18 protein-coding genes are annotated in these 21,355 nt (G+C 56.9%); 8 read left to right on the top strand and 10 right to left on the bottom strand.

Features of this window, described 5'->3' with window-relative positions; genetic code table 11:
- Positions 1-26: 26 nt before the first annotated feature.
- The 9 genes from M728_RS29530 to M728_RS29490 all read right to left on the bottom strand — a co-directional run bounded on the left by M728_RS29530 (position 27) and on the right by M728_RS29490 (position 10,153).
- On the bottom strand, positions 27-827 hold the full coding sequence (locus M728_RS29530) for a MerR family transcriptional regulator (RefSeq protein ID WP_026622900.1): 801 nt from the start codon (positions 825-827) through the stop codon (positions 27-29).
- Positions 828-996: 169 nt separating this feature from the next.
- Entirely contained in the window at positions 997-2,655 is a 1,659-nt protein-coding gene (locus tag M728_RS29525) for an electron transfer flavoprotein-ubiquinone oxidoreductase (RefSeq protein WP_370906548.1), read from the bottom strand.
- A gap of 21 nt (positions 2,656-2,676) precedes the next feature.
- Complete coding sequence (folD, locus tag M728_RS29520) at positions 2,677-3,576, bottom strand: bifunctional methylenetetrahydrofolate dehydrogenase/methenyltetrahydrofolate cyclohydrolase FolD (RefSeq protein WP_026622374.1); 900 nt, start codon at positions 3,574-3,576, stop codon at positions 2,677-2,679.
- Between the two features lie 3 nt (positions 3,577-3,579).
- Entirely contained in the window at positions 3,580-4,482 is a 903-nt protein-coding gene (purU, locus tag M728_RS29515; RefSeq protein ID WP_026622375.1) for a formyltetrahydrofolate deformylase, read from the bottom strand.
- Between the two features lie 73 nt (positions 4,483-4,555).
- Complete coding sequence (locus M728_RS29510; protein ID WP_026622376.1) at positions 4,556-5,488, bottom strand: electron transfer flavoprotein subunit alpha/FixB family protein; 933 nt, start codon at positions 5,486-5,488, stop codon at positions 4,556-4,558.
- 23 nt (positions 5,489-5,511) lie between these two features.
- Positions 5,512-6,261, bottom strand: a complete 750-nt coding sequence (locus M728_RS29505) for an electron transfer flavoprotein subunit beta/FixA family protein (RefSeq protein WP_026622377.1) — start codon at positions 6,259-6,261, stop codon at positions 5,512-5,514.
- A gap of 340 nt (positions 6,262-6,601) precedes the next feature.
- A complete protein-coding gene (locus tag M728_RS29500) occupies positions 6,602-7,405 on the bottom strand; it encodes an SDR family NAD(P)-dependent oxidoreductase (protein ID WP_026622378.1) in 804 nt (267 codons plus the stop codon).
- Between the two features lie 628 nt (positions 7,406-8,033).
- Positions 8,034-8,759, bottom strand: a complete 726-nt coding sequence (locus M728_RS29495) for a cupin domain-containing protein (protein ID WP_026622379.1) — start codon at positions 8,757-8,759, stop codon at positions 8,034-8,036.
- 35 nt (positions 8,760-8,794) lie between these two features.
- Entirely contained in the window at positions 8,795-10,153 is a 1,359-nt protein-coding gene (locus tag M728_RS29490) for an FAD-binding oxidoreductase (RefSeq protein WP_051440996.1), read from the bottom strand.
- A gap of 391 nt (positions 10,154-10,544) precedes the next feature.
- Here M728_RS29490 and M728_RS29485 point away from each other — a divergent pair, with 391 nt between their 5' ends.
- From M728_RS29485 to M728_RS29450, 8 genes are all read left to right on the top strand, one after another.
- Positions 10,545-11,330, top strand: a complete 786-nt coding sequence (locus M728_RS29485) for an acetoacetate decarboxylase family protein (RefSeq protein ID WP_026622380.1) — start codon at positions 10,545-10,547, stop codon at positions 11,328-11,330.
- A 135-nt stretch (positions 11,331-11,465) separates the two neighbouring features.
- On the top strand, positions 11,466-12,722 hold the full coding sequence (locus M728_RS29480; protein ID WP_026622381.1) for a nitrate/nitrite transporter: 1,257 nt from the start codon (positions 11,466-11,468) through the stop codon (positions 12,720-12,722).
- Positions 12,723-12,798: 76 nt separating this feature from the next.
- Positions 12,799-14,316 (top strand): aldehyde dehydrogenase, encoded by a 1,518-nt coding sequence (locus M728_RS29475; RefSeq protein ID WP_026622382.1) that lies wholly within the window; start codon positions 12,799-12,801, stop codon positions 14,314-14,316.
- Positions 14,317-14,374: 58 nt separating this feature from the next.
- Positions 14,375-15,787, top strand: coding sequence for an APC family permease (locus tag M728_RS29470; protein WP_084044641.1), 1,413 nt, complete (start codon positions 14,375-14,377; stop codon positions 15,785-15,787).
- Positions 15,788-15,799: 12 nt separating this feature from the next.
- Positions 15,800-16,603 carry an acetoacetate decarboxylase family protein gene (locus M728_RS29465; RefSeq protein WP_026622383.1) on the top strand — a complete coding sequence of 268 codons (804 nt, stop codon included), beginning with the start codon at positions 15,800-15,802 and terminating at the stop codon, positions 16,601-16,603.
- 61 nt (positions 16,604-16,664) lie between these two features.
- Positions 16,665-16,997, top strand: coding sequence for a multidrug efflux SMR transporter (locus M728_RS29460; protein ID WP_026622384.1), 333 nt, complete (start codon positions 16,665-16,667; stop codon positions 16,995-16,997).
- Positions 16,998-17,053: 56 nt separating this feature from the next.
- Complete coding sequence (locus tag M728_RS29455; protein WP_026622385.1) at positions 17,054-18,316, top strand: NAD(P)/FAD-dependent oxidoreductase; 1,263 nt, start codon at positions 17,054-17,056, stop codon at positions 18,314-18,316.
- Positions 18,317-18,437: 121 nt separating this feature from the next.
- Positions 18,438-19,067 (top strand): helix-turn-helix domain-containing protein, encoded by a 630-nt coding sequence (locus M728_RS29450; protein WP_051440998.1) that lies wholly within the window; start codon positions 18,438-18,440, stop codon positions 19,065-19,067.
- Between the two features lie 209 nt (positions 19,068-19,276).
- Here M728_RS29450 and M728_RS29445 read toward each other — a convergent pair whose 3' ends face one another.
- Entirely contained in the window at positions 19,277-20,746 is a 1,470-nt protein-coding gene (locus M728_RS29445; RefSeq protein ID WP_026622386.1) for a cytosine permease, read from the bottom strand.
- Positions 20,747-21,355: the final 609 nt, after the last annotated feature.

Raw genomic sequence — 21,355 nt, 5'->3', positions numbered from 1 at the left:
TCTCGCCCTCCCTTTCGCTGAACCTGCTAGAAGGTCGGCGGGGTGTTGATCCACAGCAGGCGGCAGGTTTCGGGGCCGACGGCCCGCCAGGAATGAGCTCGTTGGCTTTCGAAATAGATGGTATCGCCTTCATTAAGCGTCGCAAGGCCGAGACCGTCGACTTCGATCTCGAAACTTCCCTGAAGAACGCGAATGAATTCTTCGCCTTCGTGCCTATAGAAGCCTTCGCTTGCGGCGCCAGGTGCGAGCGTCCACTCCTGACAGTCCATCATCCGCGGGCCTGATGCGAGTTCATGAATACGAATGCCCTTGCCAAGAGATGGCAACATGCGCCCCTCGCCCTTTCGTACGACAGCCTCGACAATTTCGTGCGGGCTGGCGGTCAATTGCGTAACAGTTACGCCCAATGCTTCAGCGATTGCACGCAGAAGGAGAACGCTTGCGCCGCGCGATGTGCGCTCCAGCGTACTGAGGACGGAGGGTGAGACATCGACCTTTGCGGCGAGCGCTGAAATGGTCAGCTTCTTTTCTCTCCGAAGCCTGCGAATTTCGAAACCGAGCCGGGGGGACGGGTCCTCGCGAAGCGGTCGATTGGCATCTTGTGTGGTAGCGTCGAGGGAGGACTTGATGGCTGCCAAGTTTAGTCCCTGTTGTGACCGAAGCCTAACGATATGATGGACGCGCGCAAAGTCGTCCTCGCTGTACATGCGGTAGCCGCTCGCCGACCGAGAAGGCACGATTAGACCATGTTGTTCCCAGAGCCGCAGGGTTGCGGGCGGAACGCCGGTGGCGGCAGAAACCTCGGAAACTTTATAGGATTTGCCCATCGCATCTTGCTCGACATACACGCGCTCAAGTTTTGCTACGAAACTAACGGCTAATTATCAACTCCCCGGCTGATTCTTCCGGTGCTTACAGTCACATATTCTGGTAAAGCGGCCCCTCCCCGCTCTTTCTCCTGGCGGGGGGGGCCGTGCGGCCCGGCTCCCCGAACATTTACATGTTCGGATAGACCGGACCTTCGCCCCCTTGCGGCGGCACCCAGTTGATGTTCTGGTTCGGGTCCTTGATGTCGCAGGTCTTGCAGTGGACGCAGTTCTGGGCGTTGATGACGAAGGTCGGCTGGCCGTCCTTCTCCACCCATTCATAGACTCCGGCCGGACAGTAGCGGCTCGACGGACCGGCATAAACGTCGTATTCGGAACGCTTCTGCAGGCCCAAGTCCTTGACCTGCAGGTGGATCGGCTGGTCTTCCTCGTGATTGGTGTTCGACAGAAACACCGAGGAGAGCCGGTCAAAGGTCAAGACTCCATCCGGCTTCGGATAGTCGATCTTCTGGTGCTTGGCGGCCGGCTCCAGCGAGGCTGCGTCCGTCTTGCCGTGCTTCAGCGTACCGAAGAAGGAGATGCCGAACAGCGTATTGGTCCACATGTCGAGGCCGCCGAGTGCGACGCCGATCGCGGTGCCGAAGCGCGACCACAGCGGCTTGACGTTTCTGACCTTCTTCAGGTCCTGGCCGATGGCGCTTTCGCGCCAGCCGTGTTCGATCTCGATCGGCTCGTCATTGGCGCGGCCGCTAGCGATCGCATCGGCGAGCTTCTCCGCCGCCAGAATGCCCGACAGCACCGCATTGTGGCTGCCCTTGATGCGCGGCACGTTGACGAAGCCGGCCGAGCAGCCGATCAGCGCGCCGCCGGGGAAGGAGAGCTTCGGCACCGACTGATAGCCGCCTTCGGTGATCGCACGAGCACCGTAGGAAAGGCGCTTGCCCCCTTCGAAGGTACCGCGGATCGCCGGGTGCGTCTTGAAGCGCTGGAACTCCTCGAAGGGATGGAGATAGGGATTCTTGTAGTTCAGATGCACGACGAAGCCGACGGCGACGAGATTGTCCTCGAGATGATAGAGGAAGGAGCCGCCGCCGGTCTTCATGCCGAGCGGCCAGCCGAAGGAGTGCTGCACCAGACCCTGTCTGTGGTTCTCCGGCTTCACCTCCCAAAGCTCTTTCAGGCCGATGCCGAATTTCGGCACATCGCGGCCCTCGTCGAGCTTGTATTTGGCGATCAGCTGCTTGGCGAGCGAGCCGCGCACGCCCTCGCCGATCAGCGTGTACTTGCCAAGGAGCGCCATGCCGCGGGCATAGTTCGGGCCCGGCTCACCGCTGCGCTCGATGCCCATGTCGCCGGTGGCAACGCCGATCACCGCGCCCTCGTCGTTGTAGAGCACTTCCGTTGCGGCAAAACCGGGATAGATCTCGACGCCGAGCGCCTCGGCGTGCGTCGCCAGCCAGCGACAGACATTGCCGAGCGAGACGACATAGTTGCCGTGGTTGTTCATCAACGGCGGCATCAAGAAGTTGGGCAGGCGGATCGACCCGGCCGGCCCTAAGAAGAGGAAATGGTCGTCGGTTACTTCGGTCTTGAACGGATGATCCGGCTCGTCGCGCCAGCCGGGGAGTAGCCGATCGATGCCGATCGGGTCGACGACGGCGCCGGAAAGGATGTGAGCGCCGACCTCAGCGCCCTTTTCGAGCACGACGACCGAGAGCTCCGGATCGACCTGTTTCAGCCGGATCGCCGCGGCAAGCCCGGCCGGACCCGCCCCGACGATCACCACGTCGAATTCCATCGACTCGCGTTTCGGAGGTTCAATTATCATGTAGTTCACAACCTTCGAGTATCAGAACTCCGGCAGAATCATGCCGCAAGTGCGATGGGCCGCGACGACTGTGTTGGCCATGAGCATGGCAATGGTCATTGGACCAACGCCACCCGGAACCGGCGTGATGGCACCGGCGTTCTGTAAGACCTCTCCATAGGCGACATCACCCACCAGCCGACTCTTGCCCTCGCCTCGCTCCGGCGCCGCGATCCGGCTGATGCCGACATCGATGACAGTGGCACCCGGCTTGATCCAGTTCGCCTTCACCATCTCCGGACGGCCGACGGCCGCAACCAGAATATCCGCACCTCGCGCCACCGACGAAAGATTCTTGGTGCGCGAATGCGCCGTTGTCACCGTGGCATTGGCATTCAGCAGCAATTGCGCCATCGGCTTGCCGAACAGGTTTGAACGACCGATGACCACGGCATTGAGCCCCGACAGGTCCTCACCATGAATGGAGCGGACCAGCAGCATGGCGCCGGCCGGCGTGCAGGAGATTAGCCCGGTCGTCAGATCACCGGTCGCCAGCTTGCCGGCATTGACGACATGCAGGCCATCAACATCCTTGTCAGGGCGAATCGACTGGATGATCGCATCAGAATTCAGATGTTTCGGCAGCGGCAGTTGCACCAGGATGCCGTGGATGGAGGGATCCTCGTTCAACGATTGGACGAGCTTTGTCAACTCGTCCTGCGTCGTCTCAGCCGGCAGCGTATGCTGGACGGAGTTGAAGCCGCATTCCTTGGCCATGCGGCCCTTGGCGCCGACATAAGTGTGGCTGGCCGGATCGTCGCCAACGATGACGACCGCAAGGCCGGTCCTAACCCCCTTCGTCTGTTCCAACCGGGAGGCTGCGGCCTTTACTGTTTCAATCACGGCTGCCGCGGCCCGCTTGCCATCGATCATCTTCGCCATTCTTCAACCCATCCGCTCGGAGGCGTAGGAGCCGGGACTCGCCGGAAAGACGACAGTGCGGTTGCCATTTATGAAGCTGCGATGGTGGATGTGGGCATGAATAGCGCGGGCGAGCACCTGGCTTTCCACGTCCCGGCCGAGTGAAACATAATCGTCTGGAGACTGTGCGTGCGTGATGCGGACCGTGTCCTGCTCAATGATTGGGCCCTCGTCAAGGTCGGCCGTGACGTAATGGGCCGTGGCACCGATCAGCTTTACGCCGCGCTGATAGGCCTGCTTGTAGGGATTAGCACCCTTGAAGCTTGGCAAGAAGGAATGATGGATGTTGATGATCCTGCCCGACAAGCGGGCGCAAAGCTGGTCGGAGAGGATCTGCATGTAGCGGGCCAGTACAACGAGCTCGGCGCCGCTGGTCTCGACGACCTCCATTAGGTGGGCCTCGGCTTGTGGCTTGTTATCCTTTGTCACCTTGATATGGTGGAAGGGGATGTCGTTGTTGACCACCAGCTTTTGGTAGTCGAAGTGGTTTGAAACCACCCCGACGATGTCGATCGGGAGGGCGCCAATCTTCCACCGATAGAGCAGGTCGTTGAGGCAGTGGCCGAAGCGGGACACCATTATGAGCACCTTTGTGCGCTTGTTGCCCCGATGAAACTCGTAGTCCATTTGAAAGCTCTTGGCGATATCGGCGAAACCTTCGGCGATCTCCACCTCGCTCGCCTCGCCTTCGATAACGAAGCTGATGCGCATGAAGAATCGGCCGCCCTCCAGATCGTCGAATTGCGAGCTATCGACGATATTGCATGCCTTCGCAGCAAGATAGCCCGAGATCGCCGCCACGATGCCGCGTGTCGACTTGCAGGAGACGGTTAGAACGACATTGTTGGTGGTCACGTACTGCTCCATCATATGAGAGAACTGCCAAGAGCGCCGAATTCCTCGGTTCCTTGCCTATAATTCGATTTGCTTGCGTTCCCGGTTAAAAAGCTGCTTCCAGCTCTGGCAGCACCTCGAAGAGATCACCGACCAGCCCGTAGTCGGCCACCTGGAAAATCGGCGCATCTGCGTCCTTGTTGATGGCGACGATAACCTTCGAGTCCTTCATTCCGGCCAAGTGCTGGATGGCGCCGGAGATGCCGCACGCGATGTAGAGTTGTGGGGCAACCACCTTTCCCGTCTGGCCGACCTGCCAATCGTTGGGGGCATAGCCCGCATCGACGGCGGCACGCGAGGCACCGACGGCTGCGCCAAGCTTGTCAGCAACGGGGAGTATGATTTCGCGAAACTTTTCCAAAGAACCGAGTGCCCGCCCGCCGGAGATGATGATCTTGGCAGAGGTAAGCTCGGGACGATCATTCGACGACATGGCGTCCGACACGAATGCAGACAGCCCTGATGAAAGAGCTGCCGTAGAGATACTCTCCACGGCAGCAGGTAGGCCCCAAGGGGCCGGGGAAAACGAGGCCGTGCGTATCGTGATCACCTTCTTGGCGTAGGTCGACTGAACCGTCTGAATTGCATTGCCGGCATAGATTGGACGCTTGAAGGTGTCTGATGAGACGACTTCGATGATCTCCGAGATCTGTGCGACATCGAGGAGAGCGGCAGCGCGCGGCAGGACATTCTTACCGGTCGAGGTCGCTGCAGCGACGATCGTGTCATAGCTTCCCGCTAGCGAGACGATCAGGTCGGCCAACGGCTCTGCAAGATCGTTGGCGAGTGCGTCGCTTTCGGCCAATAGCACCTTGGAGACGCCAGAGAGCTTTGACGCTTGTTCGGCTGCGTCCCTTGCGTCCTTGCCGGCAACCAGCACATGGATATCGCCGCCGATCTGTATTGCCGCCGTCACCGCCCTGGCAGTCTGTTCGGAAAGGGTCGCATTGTCGTGGTCAGCGAGAAGAAGAATGGCCATGGTCGTGATTCCTTTCTCGAACTTCAGAGGACGCCTGCTTCGGTCTGGAGCTTCTCGATGAGCTCAGCGACTGAATTGACCTTGACGCCGGCCTTGCGTGCTGACGGTTCTTCCGTCTTCAGAACTTTCAGCCGCGGGCTCGTGTCGACGCCCAAATCGGCCGGCGTCTTCTTGTCGAGCGGCTTCTTTTTCGCCTTCATGATGTTCGGCAATGAGGCGTACCGCGGGTCATTGAGACGCAGATCAGTGGTGATCACAGCCGGAAGTTTGACGTCAATCGTCTGCAGACCGCCATCGACTTCGCGGCTCACGGTCGCCTTGCCATCGCCGATCTCGATCTTCGAGGCGAACGTTGCCTGGGCCGTACCAAGGAGGGCAGCCAGCATCTGACCGGTCTGGTTGCTGTCGTCATCGATCGCCTGCCTGCCGACGATGATCAGGCCGGGCTGTTCGGCATCAACGACACGCCTGAGAATCTTGGCGACGGCCAGCGGCTCGACCGCTTCATCCGTTTCGACCAGGATCGCCCGGTCGGCGCCCATGGCAAGCGCGGTACGAAGGGTCTCTTCAGCCTTAGCCGGGCCGATCGACACAACAACAACCTCTTCGGCCTTTCCGGCCTCTTTCAGGCGCAACGCCTCTTCCACCGAGACTTCGTCGAACGGGTTCATCGACATCTTGACGGAGGTAAGATCCACTCCGGACGCGTCAGCAAGAACCCGGACCTTAACGTTAGAGTGGATCACTCGTTTTACGGGAACGAGAATTTTCATGTGTTACCTTAATCACTGAACGACGAACAATCTACAAACCTTGCACACTTTCTGTAATGTTGTTGTGTGAGTCAAGGACTTTCGCAACCGAAACTGTCTTGAAAGCTGCTCTTCCTCAAACCGTGCCAAACGCAGGTAGGTAAGCCCAGGTGAGGACCTTCGTGCAAGATGATGCCGAACATCGGAAGTCCTAGTGCTAGCACTAGGACTGGCCATATGACGTCGTTCAAGTATGTACCACTGTCGAGCGCCGACGGCGCTCGTCTCGGCAGACCAGATGGTTGCCGCGTGTCTCGCGCACGCAAACAACCTATGGTCCTGTATACGGTGGTTTGGTCGATTAGGCTGCGAGCCAGCCTCCATCAACAGCGTAGGTGTACCCTGTGCAATAAGAGGACGCTTCGCTGGCCAAGAAGACCGCAATCCCCCTCAACTCACTTGGCTGGGCGTATCGCTTCATCGGAGTTCGCGCAAGGACCTCGTTCTGGAGACGCAGGACAAGCGGATCTTCTGTCTCGCTCTCTGCCTCGCTCAGTCCCGTTAGAACGTATCCGGGTGCAATGGCGTTCACGCGGATTCCGTCTCCAGCAAGCATGACGCCGAGCTGACGCGTTAGTTGTACCACACCGCCCTTTGCTGCCGTGTATCCCACACACCCCCATTGAGAGTCAGCTGTGAGGCCAACGATTGAAGCAGTGTTGATGATCGACCCTTTTCCACGATGACGCATCGCACGGGCAGCGGCCATGTTTGTAAAATAGACTCCGCTGAGGTTTACAGCAATCAGCCTGTGCCAATAATCGGACCTGTAATCCTCGATGTCGCGAATGGGGAGGTCGGGCTCCGCTATTCCCGCATTTGCAAAGCAAATGTCGATCCCGCCGAACTCCTGCACGACCGAATCGACCATTCGTTGTGCGTCGGCTTCATCGGAAACATCAGCATTGATCGCAATGATCCTTCTACCGGTTGCATTGGCTAAGGATAGCGCAGATGTGGTTGCCAGTTCTTTGTTGATGTCAGCGATCGCGACGTCTGAACCTGCCTCCGCCAAAGCGGAAGCGAATTCAAACCCGATGCCACGGGCGCCTCCCGTCACCAAAGCGACTTTGCCGGCTAGATTAAAAAGCTCCATTGTTGACATTTGATCCTCCTAGGTTTGACGCGGCGGCCGCAGAATCTGCATGCATGACATCGATTGTCTTCACAGCGCTAATTGCAAAAAGGTTCTTCACGCCACTCTCCGGTCCGGTCTTGCCCGGCTGCGCGGCAAGCCGACGCAACCGGGCGGCCCTGGGAGGACGCCGGATATAACGAGTCAGGTCTTCACCTTGCAGCCATGCCTGGAGGCGTTACGCCCTCGTAGGTTTTGCTAACGCTCTCAAGCAATCCCGGTTGAGGCCTCGGACGGACATTTCAAACCCCCGAAGCATTCAGGATGAAGTAAGAAGGTCAAACGCGCTCGAGCGCGGCCGTCGTCATCCTGCCACTTGATTAGCTCCCGCCATGAAGAGGTTGATTTCGCTGTCCCACTCGGCAGGTGCAGGCATTAAATGAACCTTGCATACTTTCTGCAATCAGTCAACGCTCCAATTACAGTTCGCCGGTGATTGAGCTTCGAAGTCAGTATCGTAAATCACTGCCATTCCGGGCCGTGCGACTGGATGCGTTGCCAGGCGATACACGGATGTCACTTGGCAACGACCTTCTGGCGGAGGGCTCGTGGGCAGCGTTCTCAGCCGTTCGCCCCCTCACAAGATGCCGCGGCTAGTTTAGGAAACGAAGCACGCTATTTTCAGAACGGCCTCGTCGTTTTCCCAGGCAACCTCAGCTCCTTTGGGCACAAATATGGATCGTGGGGTTCCTTGATAAATAGCCGCGTCGCACGCATCCTTTAGTGTCGCGGAGCCGGAAACGAAACGCATGAGCTCATGCTTCACGTGCTTCGCCGGACGTCGAATGTATGGGGTAGTCGACCACAGCATCAGCGTCAGGCGGCCGTCAAGACGGTGGTACAAGAGCTTGTTTTTGCATTCCGGTATTTCTGTCAGCAAAACATCCCTACCTGGCGGAGGGCTGGGGGCAAGTTCCAGCGAAGGATCGACCTTTAGCGCTGTCGGAGGGCCTGACTCTCCGTCAAATAGGCAAAGGAAATCCTTTACAAAAGGCTCATGATAGATCCAGCGGTGAACAGTCCCAGCAGAAATGAATGCCGTGTCTCCCACCTCGAGAGAAATCGTTCCGCCATCGGCAAGCTGAATCGTCGCGCGACCCTGTTGGACCGTGAGAAGCTCATCTTTCCATTCGCTCTTCATCTCGGTTGATGCGGTTGGGATCGCAGACACGCCGACTTGAAGTCCAGCGTCACGATCTTCGAATGAGATATGACGGCGTTCTATTATTGGACTGCGGTCTCGAAAGCCTCTTGTTGCGCGGTGCACAACATCGATACCGTCTCCAGTCCACTCCAGCGGGACAACCTGGGGCGAGCGTTCCATGTTTCCTCCATGGGTGAAGTAGTTATGGCTGTCGGTCAACTCAGGGCTTTGCGGTCATGGTACCAGTCCTTGAAGCGATACCATGCGTACGCGGAGGCCAGCGCCATAGGACGTGTACCTGGGACGAGAAACTTCGCTGGAAGGCCGGCCATAGGCAGGGGCGCCGAGACGGGACGTCTTGTACCTATAGCGTTCGCGACGAGCTTGCCCGCATAGGGAGCAGTGGCGACGCCGTTGGCCTGATACCCCAGTGCGTAATATACGGTTTCGTCGTCTCCGAGTTGTCCTATCGAAGGCGTCAGCTTCTGTGAAAGTGCGACGACCCCCCTCCAAAAATAGTCGAACGTGATATCCGTCAAATGAGGGAAGATCCGATAAAACTCCGAAGACATTCGCTGGCGGATCTGCTCCATAGATTGAACGCTCCCGCACACGTCGCCGCGGGCGCCGAACAGAACCCGCTGATCTGGGAGCAATCTGTAATAATACACCAAGGTTCGCGTATTGATGACTGGCGACTCCGAAACCCACTTCTGCTGGGAAATTTCCTCTCTCGTGAGGGGACGCGTGACGAGAATGTTTGAAATCGCTGGGAGTATCCGGCCTGCAATTGAGGGATGAAGACGATCGCTGGTATACCCGTTTGTTGCGATAATCACGCGATCGGCAAGCACTGCTCCGCCAGGCGTCAGTAGCCGATGCCGTCGCCCATCGCGCCCCCATTCTAGGACGGGGCTTGAGGAGTAGAGTTCCGCGCCGCGCCGCTCGGCCGCGCCGGCAATGCCCAGGCAGTAAGAAAGCGGATGAAGGGCGTGTCCAACATCCATGTGAAGTCCGCCGAATGCCTCGACCCCATCGTGAACCGTGGAGCGAAACTCATCAGCATCGAGAACCCGGCACGGAATCTGGAAGTGGTTCCGTAAGTTTTCAGCGTAGTCTCGCAGCTTCGGCATGCGGTTCGGATGATGCGCGACTGTATACCAGCCTCGACCTTGCGGCTTGATATCAAAACCTTCCTCTGCGGCCAAAGTCTTCGGCAACTTGGAGGCCTCGACTGAGGCAGCGAAGAAGCGCTTTGTTTCCTCAAGTCCAAATCGACGCACGAGTTGCGCCACGCTGAGCTTGCTCGCCGGAATATTCACAAACCCGCCGTTTCTCCCGGATGCGCCCCACCCTATCGAGCCAGCTTCGAGTACAACAGCCTTGATGCCGTAGTCTCTCGCGAGATGTAATGCTGCGGACGTACCGGTAAACCCTCCTCCGACGATCGCCACCTCCGCGTTGACCGTCGATTGGAGTATGCGCTCTTTCGGCCGACAAATAGTGGCCTCCCAGTAGGAAGGTTCCCGCTCATCGAAGCGGTAGAGTGACTTGTCCAGTATCGTTTCTGCCATCGCGGGTCCTGATCCATGCGGAGGAAGTGCCTAACAACCGAGCACAACATTACAGAAAACATATAAGGTTCGCGCTTTGAGTCAACACATTTGCCCTGAAATTGTGCAGTTCAGCAAAATCGGAATTAAGAGTTGTGCAGGCGAATACCGCACCTGGGAAAAAATGCTTTCTTCAAAAATGTTCGAAAAAACCGGTTGAATGTTCGAAATTTTTAACATAGCGTCGTGAGGCTGGGTTGCTGCATTACAAAAAATCACAAGAGAAGACGGCTCCGGGCAAAGTCAAATTAGAGCGAATTTGCCGTGTGCAGCGCGGAACCACGCGGTGCGAACTGGGGGCGAAGCTATCTGCTTTTCTCAGCGCGGCTCAGTAAATTAGAGGAGAAATGCAATGAGCTTCGTCAAAACAGCTGAGCAGGTCAGGGAGATAGAGGACCTGATGGCGCGAGGCCAGTTCACGACCGAATCGGTGACTGTCGAGTTCACAACTACCAAGGAATTCGTTCGTTCGGTCCTGGCCCCCTGCTTCGAGCCCGCCGACGAACCGATCGCCTATGCCAACGTATCCCGCTGGCAGAGCGCACTTTGTGGAGAATTCGACTGCGGCATCATTTACCTCAAGTGCAAGTATGGAGAGCGTGAGGGGACGACCATGCTGACGCTCTTCGTCAGCGGGGACTCGCCGGTTACGATTGGCCGGGAGCTCTGGGGTGAGGGCAAGAAGCTGGGGACCGCTCAGCTCTATTTCGACGGTCAACAGGCATACGGCTACTCGGAGCGGAATGGTGTTCGGCTCATCGAGATCAACGCCGAGTTCGGTCCGGACCTGGGTCCGTCGAAATCCAATGGCCTCCTGGACTTCGAACTGAAAGCCCAGCCCCATCCGTCTGGCCGAGGTTTCCAGAACGGCGTGAATCTCGTATGCCTGGAAATCGAGGAAGACTACAGAGTTACGCGCGAAGGCACCGCAACCCTGAAGCTCGCTGGAAGCCAGTTTGACCCGCTCGACACGATCCCAATCGTCTCGGTCGGAAAGGCCTACTATGCGGAAGGCGGCTCTTGCTGGACCGTGCCCTTCGTGCACGAACTGGAAAATCCCGACGCTTACAAGCCGTTTATCTACGGCCAGAAATACGACGACTTCCGTCTCTTCCCGAAGGCTGCACGCTTTAGGTAAGCGAGCCTCGGCAACTGCCCAAAATTTGAGTTCGGCAAGCGGCTTTCCCTCTGGCTAGCCGTGAGCCGCTTGGCGTGCCGAAAGGTCGCTCAATGCACCAGCACTGCTGAACCATATCGCGGAGGAGGTCCCAAAGTGAGAAATCTCAAACATAATGCTGCAGCAGATCAGTGGCGCGCGCTTGCTCTCTGCTTCGCAGTTACCCTGGCGATTTTTATCCCTTACGTCGGGTACGCCACCCAGATTCCTGCGATGATGCAGGATCTCAGCATGACCTATACGATGGTTGGAACCCTTGCGTCCGCCTCCGCTCTGGCGGGTGGGATAGTGGTGGCCTTTGCCGGCGTGTTGGTCGACCGATGGGGAGCAAAGAACGTCACGGTCCTTGGCCTCGCAATTAACGTGGTCGGACAGATTGCATTTTCCTATGCCCCCACTTACGAAACGATGCTCCTTGCCCGCCTTCTGCAGGGCGCCGGCATCCCTCTTCTGTTTCTTGGCCCCTACACTCTTGCCATGCGTTGGGCGGAAAGCTCCAATCGACTCGGAATTTTTATGGGGACAATGTTGGCTACAGACGGCATTGGCACGGTGGCCGCGCTTTATGGTTATGCGATCATTCTGCAAGATTATGGTTGGCGTAACGGATCACTGATCGGCGCGGCGATCCTCGCATTTGCTACCATCGTCGCTTTTGCGATGCTGAAGGAGCCCCCGGCTTACCAGCAGCCAAGCCCGGCACGAGCCGCTACTCTGCGCGAGACATTGGCTAATTATGTCGGCGTAGTCAGCCATCGAAACGTTATCATTGCCGCACTGTTTCTGACCGGTGTGTGGGGAACGTATTCGATCGCTATTTACTGGGTGCCAACGATCCTCATGGAAGAGAACGGCTGGACGGAGCAGGCGTCCGGTATCGTGGGCTCACTTTACCCACTGGTCGGCATGATCTGCGCAGTCGCCTTCGGTTTGATCTCTGACCGGGTGGGACGCAGAAAGCCGCTGATCTTGATCTCAGGTATTGGGATGACTGCCTCTTTTGTTGGCGCAGCATTCGCACTTTGGTCGCATCAGTACTGGCTGCTCGCAACCATGCTTCCCATTTCGGGTCTCTTCGCCTATGGCGGCCTCCCATTAGCCTATTGCCTCGCGGCCGATTCCGTCGGCGTCGCCCTGGCCGCAACCGCCAATGGCTTCATAATGGGCGTTGGCTTCATTGTCGGCGGTGTCGTTTATCCTCTCGTTCTGGGTTATGTGAAGGATGCCACCTCGCTTTACACGGTCGGGTTTATCGCCGCGGCTGCATCACTAATCCTTCTGAACGTTGCCGCTGTTTCGGCTGCCAGAGACGCGAAGCCGGCAAGCACCAAGACGCCCCACGCAATCGCGTAAGTACTATCTTTCCAAACAGAAAATGGCGCAAGCCAAAGGAAAAAATCCAGGAAGCTGGATTTCGAAAGGAGCATACATGACACTTCACCAGGAGTTCGACCGTCTTTCCGGGACGCTTTACGTCGACGGCGCCTATCTCAAGAGCCGCTCCTCGGAACGGATTTCGGTCATCGATCCTGCAACCGAAGAACGGATTGCGGAGATCGCGAACGCAGCGGAAACCGAAGTTGAGAACGTTATCGACATAGCCAACATCGCCCGCAAACGGTGGCTGTCGATCGACCCCCGCACGCGCTCCACGATGCTCCATGAAGTGGCTGCTCGCATCCGTCGCGACAAGGCGATCTACGGCTACTTTATGACACGCGAAGAAGGTAAGCCTTTCAAGGAGTCCGTCGACGAAACGTCGTGGTGTGCGACGGCAATCGACTATTACGCGGAACTCGGCCGTCACGAAGTTGGTCGGATTGCGGGAGCTACTGTCCCTGGCCAATTTCATTTCTCGGTCAAGGAACCGCTCGGAACGGTCGTCATTATTCTCCCTTTTAATTTCCCGCTCGTCCTGCTGTGCTGGGAACTTGCCGCTGCTCTTGCCGCCGGAAACTCGGTAATCATCAAGCCGCATGAGCAGACCAGCATCACAACGCTCAAGTTCATGGAGGTGTTCGCTGACCTGCCCAAGGGATTGGTCCAGGTTGTTACCGGCGGCCCGCGCGTAGCCCAACAGTTGGTGAAAAGCAAAAAGACGCACTGCATCGCTTACACCGGTTCGGTTCCGATCGCGCAGGAAATCATGAAGGTGTGTGCAGAGACCTTCAAGCCCGCTCTGATCGAGGCTTCTGGCAACGATCCCTTCATAGTCATGCCCTCGGCACCGCTCGATGTTGCCGTTCGTGCTGCTGCCTTCGCCGCCTATCTCAACTGCGGTCAGGTGTGCACCTCCGCCGAACGTTTTTACGTGCACGACAGCATTCACGACGAATTTGTCGAGCGCCTGGTTTCCGAAACGAAAAAACTCCGCATTGGAAATGGCCTTGAGAACGTCGACATCGGTCCAATGGCAACCTTCCGCCAGAGGGATCGATTCGAGGCACTTCTTTCGCGCGCGCGGCAAGAAGGGGCAAAGTTTGCGACGGGGGGCGTTCGCCCTTCAGGTCTCAATCGCGGCTGGTTCATCGAACCGGCTGTTCTGACAGATGTTTCATCGGATGCCGAGATCTTGAATGGCGAGTCCTTTGGTCCGGTCGCCCCGATCTGCAGGGTAAAGACCTTTGATGAAGCTCTCGAACTCGCGAACCGCTCGGAATTTGGGCTCGGTGCAAACCTCTACTCGCGCGACATGAGCGAGATGATGCGCGCGGTTAATGAGGTTGAGTCGGGAATTCTTTGGATCAACGCTCCTGTTCTCGATAACGACGCGCTGCCGTTCGGCGGTCGGAAGCTCTCCGGTATCGGTCGCCAGCTTGGCCCGGAGGGCCTTGCCCAATTCCAAACCTCCAAGTTCGTGATGATCGATCCGGCTGCGGCGCCGCAGGATTTCTGGTGGTTCCCTTACAGTGAAGAAGAAGCATACGAGCACGCCAAAGCGAAGTAATCGCCGCACACGGCCAGTCGTCAACGGCTGGCCGTGTACGACCACGGGGGGTAAGACAATGAATAATTCTACCGAACTGGCTGAAGAGCTGCGTCAAGAGACTGTAGTGCCGGCCACCGCGAGCAAGGTCGGCGTTGCTAGTGTCGTGCTGCTCGGATTATCCGGTCAACAAATCATTCCGTCGGCGCTCATTGGCGCCGCCTACATGCCATTGGAAAGCGGAAACGGAGCCTGGCTATCGATGCTCCTTGCCATGTGCGCGACACTTTGCGTGATGGCCGCTGTCAACATTTTCGCCCGCCGCTACGTCGTGACCGGCTCCATGATGTCATACGTCGGCCTGGCTTTTGGCCGTCGGCTGGAAAGGCTCGTCGCAGCCTCATACCTCATAGGCTTTCTCGTCGCATGCGCGGCCGTCACCGCAAGCACGGTCATGTTCACAAGCAGCTTCCTTCAGAGCATTGGCCTTGAATACGCTAATGAGGGCTGGTTCCAGGCGCTTTCTGCAATCGCAATTGCTGCATTGGCGGGTTCTTGCGCGTGGCGTGGCCTGGACGCGTCGATTTCGCTGACTGCGTGGCTCGCATTCCTGTCCCTCCCGCTCGTTCTGATCGCGACCATTGCATCGGCCGCCAATACTGGTTTCGACCTTCGTTCGCAATTCGCGCTGGCCGACACGGATTGGCATAGCGTCGTGCGAGGCGCAATTGTCGGGCTTGCCTATTTTGTCGGCGTCGACGCGCTTGCATCGCTCGCCGCAGAAACGAGAAATCCGAAGAAAAGTGTCCCCATCATCCTGAACAGCGTACTGCTTATAACTGGCGTCGCATATGTCGGCATCTTGTTCGTCTGCACGCCGATGATGAATGCACACGTTGCCGAGTTGAATGAAGGTATCTCTCCAACGGCAATCATCACCCAGGTCGCAGGGATGGCCTATCTTCAAAAACCGATTGATCTTCTGCTGATCGGCGCAACCTTCGCGAGCCTTGTCGCTTTCCTTAACTATGGTAGTCGAGTTTTCGCGACAGCTGCGCAGAACGGGTTCTTGCCGCAGATTTTCTCAAGGATCCATCCGAAATTCGGCTCTCCGACGGGCGCGACGGTGTTGATGGCAGTACCTGCGGCGGGCGTTCCGGTCGCCCTCCAATACCTGGCGGCATCTCCCCCGCTACAGTCCACCGCGTACCTGTCGACACTCTACTCCTTGTTCTGGGTAGGTCCCTACATCATCCTGTGCGTCGGTGCCATTAAGGAGGTGTTCAAGGAGACGACGCGGGCGCCAATACAGGTCGCCGTCGTCTTGATCGGAATGATCGTTTTCCTTTGTTTGTTCGTCGACAGCTTCATGTCCGGGGCCGAGGGCGTGATGAAATGGCTACCCTACATCATGCTCGCGCTTACGATCGCCGGATACATCGTCTTCAACATGAACGAAGCTTTCACCTGCTCCCGAAAGCATAAGCAGTAAAGGAACCATCGCATGGGTTATGTTTGGACACCTGAGCAGATCGACCGGTACCGCAAGTACTATGACGACATCAGGACACATCACACCTACACCTATGTCAGGTTTCGGACAACAGAGCGCTTTGTGCGAAGCGTCCTGCCCCCGTGCTTGGCACCTGCCGATGAACCCATAGTGACAATCGGCTTCATGTCTTTCATGGAATGGATCGAAGGTGTGTCGAACCGCGCGGGACGTGACCGCGCGATGATTATCGGTGTCAACGCAAAACATGGCGCTATTGAAGGCAGCTACTATCTCACGGTTCTCGAGACGGAGGAGGTCAATATCATCACGGGACGCGAGTTCTGGGGGATGCCAAAAAAACTTGGCACGGTAGACTTCTTTGATGATGGTGAGGAGTTTCACGGCTTCGCGTCCCGAAAGGACTTCAGCCTGGTCGAGTTAACAGCAAGTCTGGGTGATCAACTGCCGACCACGCTGGAAGACGAAAAAGAATACTACTTCGATCTGCGTGGTTATTTCGGTGTCAACGCATCGGATGTAACCAGGCCTCAGCTGGTCGTTTTCGAAAACTCGACGGCAACTAAGCGGTCGAGCAAGATCACCGACGCAAAGTTGAAGTTGGGTGGATCTCCCTGGGACCCAGGCGTTTCGACCATACCGCTTGGGGAGTTCATCGATGGCGGCCATCTTGGCGGCGAAACGTCCTACATCATCAAGGATGTCGTCGAGCTTGAGAACGACGGCAACGACTACACACCGTACCTGATGGGCCGTCTGTACGACGACTGGCCGGACGTCCGTTCACCCCGATAACTTGATTGACGCAGACGTCGATGACAGTCGTCGACGTCTGCTGGACGTCCGAGGTCGAAAAATGCCGCCGTATCTCGTTCTGTTTTTTGCAATTGCCGCTGAAGTCACCGCAACCACTGCTCTCAAATCCAGCGACGGTTTCAGGAACGTCTGGCCTTCGGTGATCGTCGTCATACGATACTCCCTGTCGTTCTACCTCCTGTCCATCACGTTGAGGTCGATTCCCGTCGGTGTCGCCTACGCGATTTGGTCGGGCGTTGGGACTGTGGTGATCGTTTGCCTTGGATGGTTGGTTCACGGCCAACGGCTCGACAGCTACGCCTTAGCTGGTATCACGTTTATTTCAGCCGGAATGATTATGCTCAATCTGCTTTCGAGCTCTGGCAAGCACTAGTCTCAGATCTCTGCAGCACGCCGTTTCGCGGGCTGTCAGACAGAAGTGGTCGTCTTATGTCAAATCATCACGTGGTTGTTGTCGGCGGCGGCTTCGCTGGCATTCAGCTTGTACAAAAACTACGCAAAGTAAACGTGCAGATTACTCTTATCGACCGTCGCAATCATCATCTGTTCCAGCCACTACTCTATCAAGTCGCCACCACAATCCTTGCCACGTCGGAGATTGCGTGGCCAATTCGGCGACTGTTTGCTGCCAGCAGGAACGTCAAAACACTTTTAGGCGAGGTAGTGTCGGTCGATCGAAGCGAGAAATCCGTTCGGTTGAAGACAGGTCACGCCGTAACCTACAATACCCTTGTCGTAGCGACAGGAGCGCGCCATGCATATTTTGGGCAAGATGACTGGGAATCCTTTGCACCTGGTCTAAAAACGCTCGAGGATGCCACGACCATTCGCCGTCGGCTGCTCTTGGCCTTCGAACAGGCCGAGCTCGAATCCGATGAGGAACGGCAGCGGGCACTGTTAACTTTTTGTATCATCGGCGCAGGACCAACTGGAGTTGAGCTTGCTGGTATCATCGCCGAACTTGCTCATCGAACTCTCCAGCGAGAATTTCGCACGATTGATACCAGGAGTGCGAAGATCATTTTGATTGAAGCAGGTACTCGTCCACTCGCAACGTTTGCCCCTGAGCTCTCGCAATACACCGAAGCTGCGCTGAACAAGCTTGGGGTAGAAGTTCGAACCGGAGACCCGGTCACCCAATGCGACGGTAATGGGGTTGTCGTCGCCGGCGAGATTATCCCCTGCAGGACGATAATATGGGCGGCCGGCGTTAAGGCGTCCGATGCGGCTATTTGGCTATCCGCTGATGCGGATCGAGCTGGCCGCGTAATCGTTGAGCCTGACCTCACGGTTAAAGGCGACGCAGACATATTCGTCGTCGGGGACACCGCGCTGGTGCTGGATGCAGATGGCAAACCTGTCCCTGGGATTGCGCCCGCTGCGAAACAGCAGGGCGCTTACGTTGCGGACGTAATCCGCCGTCGACTGCACGGTCGACCTAAGGCACCACCGTTTGCCTACAAGCATCTCGGAAACCTTGCGACTATTGGTCCTGGCGCAGCAGTCGTGGATTTTGGTTGGGTTAAGCTCCGCGGTAGCGCGGCTTGGTGGGTCTGGGGTACCGCCCACATCTTCTTCCTGATCGGTGTGCGCAACCGTTTTGCGGTCGCGCTCAGCTGGCTGTGGGTTTCTCTTCGGCGTCAGCACAGCGCTCGCCTGATCACGCAGAAAGAGACTTTGAAAGATGCGTGATCACGATGAGCGGAATTCTGATCGCACCCCCCAACGATCGATTTTTTGAACACTCAACTTTTTTTCGCTGTCGCGACCTTATATAGGGACTCTCATGAATAGATAGAAGCGGAGAACACTTGTGAAGGCACGTAAGGTCGCTAAAGGTCGCTCGGAGAGCGAAGAAACGACGGCCGCCAAGCCGCAACCAAAGAGTGAGGCGAACGAGCTTGCGGTCGGTGCGCGTTTGAAGGTGGTTCGGGAGCAGGCCGGTCTATCCCAGCGCGAGCTCGCCAAGCGGGCAAAGGTCACGAATTCGACGGTCTCGTTGATCGAGCAGGAGTCACACGCTCCATCGCTGGCTTCGTTGCACAAAATTCTCAACGCAATCCCGATCTCAATGGCGGATTTTTTCGCCCTGCCGGTGTCGAGGCAGAATGTCCTTTGCTACAACGCTGAAGATCTGGCCGTGATATCACGCGGAGAAGTTGATATGCGCGTCCTCGGCGGGGAACGGCGAGACAAAAAGCTTCAGATGTTCATAGAACACTATGCCCCCGGCACGGACACCGGGGAAACAGCAATCACTCACGACGGGGAGACCGCCGCGATCATTCTTGAGGGAACGGTTGAGCTGGAAACCAGCGAAGGCGTTCGAAAAATCGAGTCGGGCGGAGGCTTTCAACTTCTCGGGCCTGAACCGTATCGGCTCAAGAACATTGGAACGACGACCGCTGTTGTAGCGTGTGCTGTCACGCCGCCAATGATATGACCTGAAGCGTCCGCGCTCACTAGCCCATTATGTTTGATCATCGGCAGATCCTGTGCGCCCTCAGGTGGAGGGTGACATTGATCTCACTCATGAGACCGCCATCCATGTAGGTACGGTCTGCTGAAAACGCGAAGCATGTGGCTCAATTGAGCCACATGCTCACACAGTGGATTCCAAATGAGGGCCGCCCGCTGAGGTCTTCTTGGGACCTAAACGACAGGTTTCGCTATAGCATCGAGGTGCCTGTCAGCAACGTCGATAGTTGCGAGTTCGTGTTTCAAGTCGAGATTCAAGCAGAAGAGCCAGTACAGGACTGCTCCAACCGGGATACCAACGAAGAACGCGTAGTCGACACCTCCAAAGTAGACGGCAGCTGGTCCTTGATAGAATGAGAGGTACATGAACGGGATCATGGCCACAAACGACAGTGTGTAGGCCAGTATCCCACGCCAGTTCCAATAGCCGTAGATGCCCCCGGGATTAAAAATCTCAGTTATCGAGTATTTTCCTTTGCGAACCACGAAATAGTCTACAAGGTTGACCGCCGTCCACGGCGCCATGAGATAGGCGAGGACGGCAAGGATCGTGTAGAATGTTGTGTTTATGAAATCGGCGGGAAGCAGTACACCAACGGTAGCTGCCGTGATACCGATCATGGCAATCGTCTTCACGCGCAGACCCCTTGTGGGGAAAGTAGGTACAACGCTGTCCATGGCCGTGATTAACGTGAGCGCGCCGCCGTAGACGCACATGCCATTGAATATCAATAGCGCAATGCCGCCCGCGACGAGAAGAACCGCGCCGAAGCCCGGCATGATCAGGTCGCCAGATTGCTGCAGCGCTACGGTCAACCCGTCCTTTGGGAAAAAGGCTGCAGCAATAGCGCCAACTGCCTCCATTGCGAAAACGCCTGCACCCGCGCCGACTGCCGTATAGAGAATGATCGAGCGATGGCTTGTCGTCGGCGGCATGTACCTCGAATAGTCCGATACAAAGAACGCCCAAGAAAGCTGGTAAGCCAGAGATGCAGAAACAACCATCAAAAAGGGCGTGAATTGAAAGCTGCCGGAGAATGTAACCTGCTCAGGTGCCAGGCCGACTTGCTGGGAAATGCCCCAAACAAATACAGCAAGTACCGCAATCAGGATAATCGAGGTGTATCGTTGGCCAACATGCAGCCAATTGTAACCAAAGATTGCAAAAACAATCGACAACAGCCCAAGTACGACGCCTGACAGGGTGAAAGAACTCATTCCAAGCTGTTCGGCGGTTGCACCCATCAGGTTCACGTTGAGGACCACATAGCCCCAATAGACCATCACCGCGACCAACCAGATAAAGATAGCCCCGTAACGCCCGAACTGTGGTCGTGTCTGAACCATCTGCGGGAGCCCGAGGTGAGGTCCTTGACTCGCATGGGCAGCAACTGGGATTGTGCCCAGGACGGTACCGACAAGGAGCCCGACCAGTGTCCAGACCAGGTTCAGCCCAAGAGAGATTCCGATAGCTCCTGTCGCGAGGCTTAACAGCTGCGCACTTCCCGCAAACCAAATTGTCGCCTGGTCGGATAGGCGGCCGTGCCGTTCAGAAAGTGGAACATAGTCGATAGAGCGACTTTCGATGGAAAGAGCACTTTGCGTTCTTCCCCCCTTTTCGTCGAGCGTAGTTTGTATTTGCATGTGTCATTCTCCCCTCGCACACAAGTGCCCACCCTCGTCCATGCCTAAGCTTGGAACGTCCTCAACGGCTTGCTGGATTGTTCTCCGTTCGCGTGGCTGTTTCCCTATGCGAACGACACGGATGCTATGTCAAATTATTTTTACATTCAATATAATTTTTCCAACACACGCCACTTGCCTCCGAACCTCATCTGCTGCCGCGGGGGAAGACTGACTAGTCCGAGCTTCCCCAGACAGTGCCGAAAATTGGACGCTCAATCCCGCCGTATTTGGGCGGCTGGTTGGGCCGAAGGGCAGCTCGGAATGGGCGCTTATCTCGCTCACTTTAGCGGCAGGTCGTGTCTGGGGCGCTGGCGTAAAGCTCGCCGAAGGTGATCGTGGCGATGGTGGCGTGTGGGACGACGCGCGCGGACACCTGCGCTACTTCGAACTTGGGAAAAGAATGCTCACGACTTGACGGCGGTCTATCCATCACGAAGCGATTCGAGTGCTGCTTGCCGGCGGGGGGTCGACCAGGCGCTTACTTGTAAAGCGGGTGATCGACGCGTGTGCGCAGAAGTCAATCAAATGACCTCAAAAACGGCAGGTCCAACCTAGAGGCACCCCTTA

It is taken from the genome of Ensifer sp. WSM1721 (assembly GCF_000513895.2).
Lineage (GTDB): Bacteria > Pseudomonadota > Alphaproteobacteria > Rhizobiales > Rhizobiaceae > Sinorhizobium.
The sequence above is the reverse complement of the archived record's forward strand: the minus strand, read 5'-3'. Positions and strand labels throughout refer to the sequence as shown.